Source organism: Thermodesulfobacteriota bacterium, from assembly GCA_040756475.1.
Lineage (GTDB): Bacteria > Desulfobacterota > Deferrisomatia > Deferrisomatales > JACRMM01 > JBFLZB01.
Genome location: JBFLZB010000169.1, coordinates 1 through 9927 on the forward strand (window position 1 = coordinate 1; position 9927 = coordinate 9927).

9 protein-coding genes, 1 tRNA gene and 1 pseudogene are annotated in these 9927 nt (G+C 68.6%); 7 read left to right on the plus strand and 4 right to left on the minus strand.

Translation table 11 applies throughout. From position 1 onward, the window contains the following. The first annotated feature begins 1215 nt into the window (after window positions 1–1215). The 7 genes from AB1578_18605 to AB1578_18635 all read left to right on the plus strand — a co-directional run bounded on the left by AB1578_18605 (window position 1216) and on the right by AB1578_18635 (window position 7917). Entirely contained in the window at window positions 1216–2364 is a 1149-nt protein-coding gene (locus AB1578_18605) for an alanine--glyoxylate aminotransferase family protein (protein ID MEW6489907.1), read from the plus strand. Next, window positions 2361–3944, plus strand: coding sequence for a phosphoglycerate dehydrogenase (gene serA, locus AB1578_18610; protein ID MEW6489908.1), 1584 nt, complete (start codon window positions 2361–2363; stop codon window positions 3942–3944). The genes AB1578_18605 and serA overlap by 4 nt, the downstream gene beginning before the upstream one ends. 10 nt (window positions 3945–3954) lie before the next feature. Further along, window positions 3955–5277: an ATP phosphoribosyltransferase regulatory subunit gene (gene hisZ, locus AB1578_18615; GenBank protein MEW6489909.1), complete on the plus strand. Its 1323-nt coding sequence runs from the start codon at window positions 3955–3957 to the stop codon at window positions 5275–5277. Window positions 5278–5281: 4 nt separating this feature from the next. Then, entirely contained in the window at window positions 5282–6574 is a 1293-nt protein-coding gene (locus tag AB1578_18620) for an adenylosuccinate synthase (protein ID MEW6489910.1), read from the plus strand. A gap of 141 nt (window positions 6575–6715) precedes the next feature. Continuing rightward, entirely contained in the window at window positions 6716–7057 is a 342-nt protein-coding gene (locus AB1578_18625; protein ID MEW6489911.1) for a four helix bundle protein, read from the plus strand. A gap of 121 nt (window positions 7058–7178) precedes the next feature. Continuing rightward, window positions 7179–7254 (plus strand) — tRNA-Lys (locus AB1578_18630). Between the two features lie 249 nt (window positions 7255–7503). Continuing rightward, window positions 7504–7917 carry a hypothetical protein gene (locus AB1578_18635; GenBank protein MEW6489912.1) on the plus strand — a complete coding sequence of 138 codons (414 nt, stop codon included), beginning with the start codon at window positions 7504–7506 and terminating at the stop codon, window positions 7915–7917. A 183-nt stretch (window positions 7918–8100) separates the two neighbouring features. Here the strand turns inward: AB1578_18635 and AB1578_18640 are convergent, their stop codons facing one another. From AB1578_18640 to AB1578_18655, 4 genes and pseudogenes are all read right to left on the minus strand, one after another. Continuing rightward, window positions 8101–8310, minus strand: coding sequence for a hypothetical protein (locus AB1578_18640; GenBank protein ID MEW6489913.1), 210 nt, complete (start codon window positions 8308–8310; stop codon window positions 8101–8103). 79 nt (window positions 8311–8389) lie between these two features. Beyond that, window positions 8390–8482 (minus strand): annotated as a pseudogene (locus AB1578_18645) (hypothetical protein). 15 nt (window positions 8483–8497) lie between these two features. After that, a complete protein-coding gene (locus tag AB1578_18650) occupies window positions 8498–8665 on the minus strand; it encodes a hypothetical protein (protein ID MEW6489914.1) in 168 nt (55 codons plus the stop codon). 338 nt (window positions 8666–9003) lie between these two features. Continuing rightward, entirely contained in the window at window positions 9004–9237 is a 234-nt protein-coding gene (locus AB1578_18655; GenBank protein MEW6489915.1) for a hypothetical protein, read from the minus strand. Between the last annotated feature and the right edge of the window lie 690 nt (window positions 9238–9927).

A 9927-nucleotide genomic window follows, 5' to 3' on the forward strand; every position in this document is an offset into this window, starting at 1 on the left:
CCCGGCTGCCGCTGCCACCCCGGCGCCGGCCCAGCCCCAGCCTGCCCCCGAAGCGCAACCCCTGCCGCGCCCGCCCGTGCAGCAGCCCGCCGCTGCGCCCGTGGCTTCTGCTGCCGGCGAGGGAGCCGAGGAAGCCCCCAAGAAGCTCTCCCCCTCCGCCAAGCGGCGCCTGCGCCGCAGGCGAAAGAAGGAAGAAGAGGCCGCTGGGGGGGGCGCCCCGGCAACGACCACGCCCCGGGCCCCAGAGACCGCCCCGGAGCCGGTCCCGTCTGCTCCCAGCGCTTCGTCTGTTCCGGCCGCACGTGCACCCCAGCCCGTCCGGGGCGCAGCACCCCTGGTCCAGCCCGTTCCCGAGGTTGAGGCGCCCCCCAAGCGCCGGCCGCCCCGGCGCAAGCGAAAGCCGACCACCGCGAGCTCGCAGACCCAGGCGCCGCCGGCAGCCTCCGCGCCCGCGGGCGAACCCGCTCCTCGGGTGACGCCGCCGGCCCCCGCATCGAGCCCGGAGCCGGCACCGGCAGGCGTATCCCCGGCTGGCCCGGCTCCAGGGAAAGAACCCAAACCGCCCGCCGCCAAGAAACCGGCCGCCGCCAAGAAACCCGCGGCTTCCAGGAAGCAGGCGGCTCCCAAGAAAGCTGCGCCCGGCGCCGCCACCCCGGCCCCCGAGCCGTCGGGGGCGGGTGGCGAGACCGGAGCCGGGAGCAAGGCCCCGCCGGCGGCAAAGAAGCCCCGCTCCCGCGCCGCGACACGAAAACCCAAGACCCCGGCCTCGAAGGAGAAGCCTTCCTCGGAAGGATCGCCGGATCCCGACTGAGCGCGGCCGTCCCGAGGAGGGGTGACGCCCGATTTTTCGGGTACCTGCGCGTGTGCCCAAAGGGCCGCCAGGATCCACCACCTCATCCTGGGGCGGGGTTCGGGAGTCCTGGAGCGCAGCCCCGTGCCGCCTCGACCGAACTGCGGCAGCTCGGCCGAAACCAGTGAGGCTCGGCGCACCGGCTCCCTCGGAGACGTCGCCTCCGAATATCGCGGATTGCGGGGCGGAGTGTAAGGGCTCCCGGACCCCGCTCGCCACCCAGGCGGTGGATCCAGGGCTGCGCGCCTTGACGTTTGCGAGGGCCCTTTGATAGCGTCATGCGGTTTGCCGGACGCTGCCCGTCCGGCGAAACCCGCTCCCCCGATCCCATCCGCGTCTGCACGCTCTTGACTGGAGGAACTGCTGTGAAGAAGACCACCCTGCTCGCACCGGGGCCCACCCCGGTACCCCCCGACACCCTGCTGGCCATGGCTCGGCCGATCATCCACCACCGGGAGCCCGAGTTCAAACCCGTCTTCGAGGCCTGCCGCAAGGGGCTCCAGTACCTCTTCCAGACCCAACGCGACGTGGTGATCCTGGCCGCCTCGGGCACCGGCGCCATGGAGGCCGCGGTCACCAACTTCCTGCGCAAGGGAGACAAGGCGCTCTTCGTCAACGGTGGAAAGTTCGGCGAGCGCTGGGGCAAGATCCTCAAGGCCTACGGGTGCAAGGGCGTGGAGATTCCCGTGGAGTGGGGCCAGGCCGTCGACCCCGAGGCCGTGCGCCGCGCCCTCGACGCCGACCCGGAGATTCGGGCGGTCTACGTGCAGGCGAGCGAGACGAGCACCGCCGTGGAACACCCCGTGCGGGAGCTCGCCAAGATCACCAAGGACCGCCCTGGGGTGCTCCTGGTGGTGGACGGCATCACGGCCGTGGGTGTCTTCGAGCTGCCCATGGACGCCGCGGGCATCGACATCCTGGTCACCGGCAGCCAGAAGGCCCTCATGCTCCCGCCGGGGCTCGCCTTCATTGCCTGGAGCGAGAAGGCCGAGGGCTTCATGGGCACCTCGGACCTGCCCCGCTTCTACTTCGACCTCAAGGCCGAGAGGAAGAAGCAGCAGGAGAACCAGACTGCCTGGACCCCCGCGGTGAGCCTGGTCGTGGGCCTGGCGGACGTGCTCCGCCAGATCCAGGAGGAGAAGCTGGAAGGCGTCTTCGGGCGCACCGCCCGCCTGGCCGAGGCCACCCGCGCCGCCGCCCGGGCCCTGGGTCTGGAGCTCTACGCCCCCGGGAGCCCCAGCGACGCCTGCACCGCCGTGAAGATGCCCGCTGGAGTGGACGGCCAGGCCCTCAAGAAGGCCTTTCGCGAACGCTTCGGCATCACCGTGGCGGGCGGGCAGGACCAGGCCAAGGGCAAGATCATCCGCATCGCCCACCTGGGCTATGCCGACACCTTCGACGTGGTCACCGCCGTGGCGGCCCTGGAGATGGCGCTCGTCGGGCTCGGCCACCCGGTGCAGCTCGGCGCCGGGGTGCGGGCGGCCCTCGAAGTGCTGGGAGGGAGCGCGCGATGAAGAAGGTACTGGTGAGCGACAGCCTCTCCGCCCAGGGGATCGAGATCCTCCGGGCCGCCCCGGGCCTCCAGGTGGACGTGAAGACGAGCCTCAAGCCCGCCGAGCTCGTGGCCGCCATCGGCCAGTACGACGCCCTCGTGGTGCGCAGCGCCACCAAGGTGACCGCGGAGGTCCTGGAGGCCGCCGGGAACCTCAAGGTGGTGGGCCGCGCGGGGATCGGGGTCGACAACGTGGACGTCCCCGCCGCCACCAAGCGCGGCGTGGTCGTCATGAACACCCCGGGCGGCAATACCGTGACCACGGCCGAGCACGCGCTCGCGCTGATGATGAGCCTCGTGCGCTACGTGCCCCAGGCCACCGTGAGCATGAAGGCCGGCGAGTGGGAGAAGAAGAAGTTCCAGGGACACGAGCTCTGCGGCAAGACCCTCGGGGTGGTTGGCCTGGGGAACATCGGCTCCATCGTCGCCGACCGGGCCCTGGGCCTCAAGATGAAGGTGCTGGCCTACGACCCCTTCATCAGCCCCGACCGGGCCGCCGAGCTCGGGGTGGAGCTCGCCGACCTCGATGCCGTCCTGCGCCGGGCCGACATCGTCACGATCCACGTGCCCCTCCTGGACGAGACCAAGAACCTCATCGGCGCCGAGGCGTTCGCCAAGATGAAGGACGGCGTCTACTTCGTCTGCGCCGCACGGGGCGGCATCGTGGACGAAGCGGCCCTCCTCGCGGCCCTCGAGAGCGGCAAGGTCGCGGGCGCGGCCCTGGACGTCTTTGCCAAGGAGCCCCCCGGGCTCACCCCGCTGGTCACCCACGAGAGGGTGATCTGCACGCCCCACCTGGGGGCGAGCACCGTGGAGGCCCAGGAGGCGGTCTCCTTGCAGGTGGCCGACCAGATCGTCGACTACCTGGTCAACGGCACCATCCGCAACGCCGTCAACGTGCCGAGCGTGCCCTCCGAGATGCTCGAGCAGATGCGCCCGTACCTCGACATGGCCCGCAACCTCGGCCGCCTCCAGTCCCAGCTCGGCGCCGAGGCCCTCACGTCCGTCGAGCTCGAGTACTCGGGCAAGACCGCCGAGGGCCGCACGGGCCTCTACACCGCGGCCGCCCTCGAGGGCCTCCTGTCGGCCAGCCTGGGGGGACGCGTAAATCTCGTGAACGCCCCCGTGGTCGCGCGGGAGCGCGGCATCCGGGTCGTCGAGACCCTGGCCCGGGCGGGCGAGGACTACTCGGCCCTCATCCGGCTCCGGGTGGAGACCGCTTCCGGCGCCGCCAGCCTGGCGGGCGCGATCTTCGGGAAGCGGGAGCCCCGAGTGGTGGAGATCGACGGCATCGGCATCGAAGCCATCCCCCAGGGGCACCTGCTGGTCTTCTGGAACTACGACCGGCCGGGCCTGGTGGGGAGCATCGGCACCACCCTGGGCAAGCACGGCATCAACATCGGCCAGCTCGCCTTCGGCCGGGAGGCCGTGGGGGGGCGCGCCGTGACCGTGGTGAACGTGGACAGCCCTGCGGGGGAGGACATCCTCCAGGAGCTTCGCGGGCTGCCCCACGTGATCAGCGTTACCCAGGCCCATCTGTGAGGACCGTTCCGTGAGCGCCCTCCCCGGGGAGAAGGCGAGGGGGACCCGGGGCGGGCTCCACCGGGAGCTCCCCGCCGGCCTCGGCGACCTCCTGCCCGAGGCCGCGGGGCGGTTCTTCGCCCTGCGGCGCAAACTGCTCCTGGCCATGGGGCGCTGGGGCTATAGGCCTGCCGTTCCTCCCCTCCTGGAGTACGCCGAGGTCTTCTCCCGGGCGCTCGCGGACCCGAACGACGAGGTGGCGCTGTACAAGCTCGTCGACCGGGCGACCGGCCACGTGCTGGCGCTGCGGCCCGATTTCACCCCCCAGATCGCCCGCATGGCCGCCTCGCGCTTCGCCCGGGCGAGCCTGCCGCTTCGCCTGTGCTACGAGGGGCCGGTGGTACGCCACGTGGCGGCGCAAAAGGGCCGCAGCCGCGAGCTCCACCAGGTGGGGGCGGAGCTCCTGGGCGTGGTGGACCCGGAGGCCGACGCCGAGGCCATCGCCCTGGTGACCGCGCTCCTGGGAGAAGCGGGGGTCGACGGCTTCAAGGTGGACGTGGGGCAGGTGGAGTTCTTCCGGGGCGTCCTCGCCGGCTGCGCGCTCGATCCGGCCCAGGTCGAGGCCGTCACGAGCTGCGTGGCCCGAAAGGACGTGAGCGAGCTCGAGCTCCTCCTGGAGGGCCTGCCCCTCTCCGACCCCAAGAAGCGCCTCCTGGCCGAGCTTCCCCTGCTGGCCGGCGGGCCGGAAGTGCTGGACCGGGCAGCGGCCCTGGTAGAGTCGGACCACAGCCGGGCGGCCCTGGAAAACCTGGCCCGGGTGGTGTCCTACGTGGAGATGCACGGCCTCTCCCGTCACCTCACGGTGGACCTGGGGGAGCTGCGGGGCATCGACTACCACACCGGCGTGATCTTCGAGGCCTTCGTCCATCCCCTGGGCACGCCGCTGTGCCGGGGGGGGCGCTACGACCGCCTCCTGGGGCTCTACGGGCTGGATCTTCCGGCCACCGGGTTTTCCTTCGATCTCCTGGCGGTCACCGAGGCGCTGCGCCTCCAGGGCGAAGCCCAACCCCACCGGCCCGAGGGGGTCTTCATCATCAACTTTCGGGCCTCCCGTGCCGACGCCCTGGGCCTCGCGCGCGAGCTCCGGTCCCGGTCGGTGCGGGCCGCCCGCGACCTGATTCGCCGCCCATTGGAAGCCTCCCTGGCCCATGCCCGGGAGCAGGGCTTTCGCTGGGCCGCCGTCCTGGGGGCCGAAGGATGCCCCGAGCATGCCGTCCTCCTGGTGGAACTCGAGACCGGGGAGCGCCGCAGCGCGACCCCGGAGGAACTGCTGCGGCAGACCGCAGAGGAGTGAGCCGATGCCCAGCGTAGCCGTCATCGGCGCCCAGTGGGGCGACGAGGGCAAGGGGAAGATCGTCGACATTTACAGCCGGGAGGCCCGGGGAGTCGTCCGCTTCCAGGGGGGCAACAACGCGGGCCACACCCTGGTGGTGGGGGGCGAGAAGGTGATCCTGCACCTCATCCCCTCGGGCATCTTGAACCCCGGCACCGTGTGCTGCATCGGCAACGGGGTGGTGGTGGACCCCGAGGTGCTCCTGCGCGAGATCGAAGGGCTTCGCAAGAAGGGGAAGTTCCCCCGCCCCGAGGCCCTGGTCGTCTCCGAAGCGGCCCACCTCATCCTCCCGTGCCACAAGGCCATCGACGCGGCGCGCGAGGCCCGGGCCGGCGGCCGGAAGATCGGCACCACCGGGCGCGGCATCGGCCCCTGCTACGAGGACAAGGCCGCCCGCCGGGGTATCCGCGTGGGGGACCTGCTCCACCCCTCGGCGCTGCGCGAAGGGGTCCGCCAGCTCCTGGACGAGCGAAACGCCCTGCTCGCCCACCTGGGAGCCGAGACCTTCGACCCCGAGGCCACGGCCGACGCCCTCGAAGCCCACGGGGAGCAGCTGCGGCCCTACATCGGCGACGTGGCCGCCCTGGTCCACGGCTGGCTCGCGGCGGGAGACAACGTGCTCTTCGAGGGGGCTCAGGGCACGCTCCTCGACATCGACCACGGCACCTACCCCTTCGTCACGAGCTCCAACACCCTGGCAGGCGGGGCGTGCACCGGCGCCGGCGTGGGCCCCAAGGACATCGGCGCCGTCATCGGCATCACCAAGGCCTACGCGACCCGGGTGGGGGAAGGCCCCTTCCCCACCGAGCTCCACGACGCGACCGGGGCCCGCCTGCGCGAGCGGGGCGCCGAGTTCGGCTCCACCACCGGCCGCCCGCGACGCTGCGGCTGGCTCGACCTGGTGGCGCTTCGCGACGCCTGCCGCCTCAACGGTCTCACCGGCCTGGCCGTGACCAAGCTCGACGTCCTCCAGGGGCTCGACGAGGTGCGGGTCGGCGTGGGCTACAGCCTGGACGGCACCGCCATCGACCGCGTTCCCCGCCGGGCCGACGACGTCGCCCGCTGCCGCCCCGTCTACGAGACCCTTCCCGGCTGGACGGAGGACATCGCCGGCGCCCGTGCCCTCGACGACCTCCCGGCCAACGCCCGCCGCCTGCTGGACCGCATCGCCCAGGCCACCGCCTGCCCCGTGGTGCTCGCCTCCGTGGGCCCCGGCCGGGAGGACACCATCGAGCTGGCGAATCCGTTCGGAGAATAGCGTTCCACGTGCCGCGTTCCGCGTGCCACGTGAGGAAGGGCTCGTGCCGAGCTCCACGTGTCAGGTTCCGGTTCCTGGGTTGCTACGTGGAACCTGGCACGCGGAACGTGGCACAACGCTCCTCGGCACTCAGCACTCGACGTGCGTATCGACCGATTCGAGGATCTCGACTCTTGGAAGGAAGCACGGGCGCTCGACAAGGAGGTCTATGGCGGGCTAGCCGCGTGCCACGATAGGGGCTTTCGCGAACAGATCCAGCGGGCCGCGGTCTCCGTGATGGCAAACATCGCCGAGGGCTTCGCCCGAGCAACCCCGAAGGAGTGCATCCACTTCTTCACCATCGCTCGGGGTTCCACCGCCGAGGTCAAGAGCCTGTGCTACCTTGCCCTTGACCTCGGCTACCTGAACGGCGATAGTTTTGCCCCGTTGACCGAGCGGTGCGACAAGATCAAGGCGCTCATAGCGGATTCATACGGCACCTGAAGAGGTGAAGATAGCGTTCCGGGTGTCAAGTTCCGCGCGCCACGTCAGAAGCCAGGACTCGGCACCCCATGCCCGGCACTCAGCACCCGGCACTTGGCACTTGGCACGCCGTTCGCAACGTGGGCCGTTAGCTCAGTCGGTAGAGCACCTGACTTTTAATCAGGTGGTCGCAGGTTCGATCCCTGCACGGCTCACCACGTTTTTTTGATCCTCCCCTTCGGCCATGTAGACGCCTTGTAGACAGGCAGGGAAGGAAAACAGGGTAAAGGGAGCGGCTCGGCTCCCACAGTTCGGCCCCCTCGCGTGGCAAGGTTGCCCCCCCGGGCTGCCCGCCTGGGGGCCGATCTGTCTGGGGTGCTCGGATTACCTGCGCCACTTGGAAGGCGACCAGCACGCAACATGCTGGTCACTCGCCGAGGCACTCGTTGTGAAGGGGGTAAAGCACCATGGAAGACGACTTTATTGGCTTTCTTGGCTTTCTCTGGAGTGGCTTTCTCTGGTTGGTGCTTGCGGCAGTAGTGTGCTGGCTTATTCTGATCGGTCTGGTCGCCCCCTTACTTGATCTCGACCCGATGCGCGTCGCACGGAAGAAGATGGAGACGGCCGCTCAGGCCGTGGATTACGGTGCGTACCAGGCCCTCAGTTCAGCGAACATCCGCGCACAGCATCGGTTTGCCTTCAAGCTCGACCTCTACGTTGAGCGGTCGGACCTCGAGCGCATTCCCTTCCCGGACCGAGATGCGACGCTCGAGGCTGTCACCAAGCCCTGGTGTGCCGAGGCTCCGTGGTATTGGCTTCCGCGTGTACGATTCCGGGATATCCGATCCGGAGAGCTTCTGTCGTCCCATTGGTGCCTGTAAGGTAGTCCCCGACGGCCAAGTCGCGGGCGTCGCCGATAACCCCCGGTACATTTGCTGGAGGTTATGCTGGTTGATTCCCGTCTCCATCCGGAGACCCCCCACGGCCTTGCCGGCGGCGTCGCGGGCTTGACCCAGCTAAGACGCACGAGGAGTCATCTCGGGCGCTCTCCGGGCTCGACGCTTCTAGTCCCGCCTCTTCTCAAAATCCTTCCACCACTCACGGGCCAGCCGCTGCGCCTCCGCAATCTGGGCTGGGGTCATCTTCTCCGCGACGTGGTCACGGTTTCGGGCAGCGCGATCTCTGTCTTCGCCGGTCAATCCCGAGGCCGCGAGGTTGTACCACTTGTGGGCCTCGGCGTAGTCCTGGGGCACACCTTCGCCTTTGCCGTACATGACCCCGAGGTTGAACTGAGCCCGGGCGCCCCCCCTGCTCGGCGGCCCGGCGGTACCACTTCATCGCCTCCGCGTAGTCCTGGGGTACCCCTTGGCCTTTGCCGTACATGACCCCGAGGTTGTTCTGAGCCCTGGCGTCCCCCTGCTCGGCAGCCTTGCGGAACCACTTCACCGCCTCCGCGTAGTCCTAGGCGACCCCTTCGCCCTTTTCAAATTTGACGCCGAGCCTAAGTTGTGACTCTGCGTCTCCCGCCTCCGCGAGCCGCCTGAGGTCATCTATCTCGCCACTCTGGACAGCCGTCGCGGCCGCCAGAAGGAACACCAGCAGGGCGAACAGCAGTTTGGGGCGGGTCATGTGTTCTCCTCCCAGGCGCACACGAGACACAGGGTCTCCCCCACCCACTTCTGCATCGCGATCGCCAGGGCGCCGGAAAAGGCGTCCGGTGGACCACCAGCCCGAGGGCCGGCCACCCGGGCCCGTCGGGGCAGGGCAGGCTCATGAGGTATCCGCGGGCGGAAAACTGCACTGCTGAGGCGATCGCGCTTCTTCGGGCAGAGGCCGCGTAGGGCATCTAGATTCGCGATCAACCGGCCGCCGGCTAGGCGCTGCTCAGCCGTCACAGGTTATCGCGGGCGTGGGCCCGTCCCTCTTCATCTTCTCTTCGGCCGATCCACTCCTTGGTTCTTCGCCTACTACAAAAAGTGCCCCCCAATATTGAATGAAATCTCATCATTCTCTTCCTTTAATTGGCGCTGCAATTCCTCCAGGAGATCCCATGCGTTGTGTCTGTTTAGATCCACTCGCAGGTCCACTTCGTAGATCATCTTGCTGCGCTTGGTGCGGACGCCGTTTATGCCGCTACAAACAGACCCTCTTGCTTGGTCCACTTCGAAGTTGGCAAAACCTCTATGCTCTTTAGCTGACATTAGAAATCATCCCTTTCTGCATTCTTATTTGATGATAGAATAGATTCTATATGACCAATGCGTTCGAGCGCTTCGCCAACACTCTTCTCAATGAACATCTGAAACCCGAAGCCAAATCTCCAAAACATGGACAAGCCCCGAAGCAGTAGGAGCGCGATTACTAGCAAGAGAATGTTTCGAATTGCTGGCCCCCCCACAAAATCAACCAGAGTGAGAACCCGATCCTTTGTTTCTAGCCAGCCGGTCGGCATGATCACTCCTTCCCGCGTGAGCGAACACAGGGTCGTGGGGTGGGCGTCAGAGGTAAGGTAGCAGTTCAGGGAAGGGGGAGCCACCCAGGAGCCGCACGGGGCTCAGATACCGCGCCCGGGTGACAAGAAAGGTGGGGCCCCCTCCGCCATGCCACGGAGGGGGCCCCAGGCCGGCCCGGAGGAAAGGAGACAAACCCCCGGGGTCGGGCTCAACCGAGCCGTGTCAGTCGATCATCCAGCGCCGCTTGAGGTCCTGGGGGATGGTCTCGCTGTCGAAAGCCCCCGCTGCCACCCGGAGCCGGACCCACTGTAACCTGAGTTCCGGCTCGGTAGGCACATTTCGAGGGATCGGCGGCGGATTTTGCCCGGAAATCCAAGGCCGGGGTCTCGCAGGCGGCCGAAATCTGTAGGCACACGACGTGCCACTTTCCGCTTGATG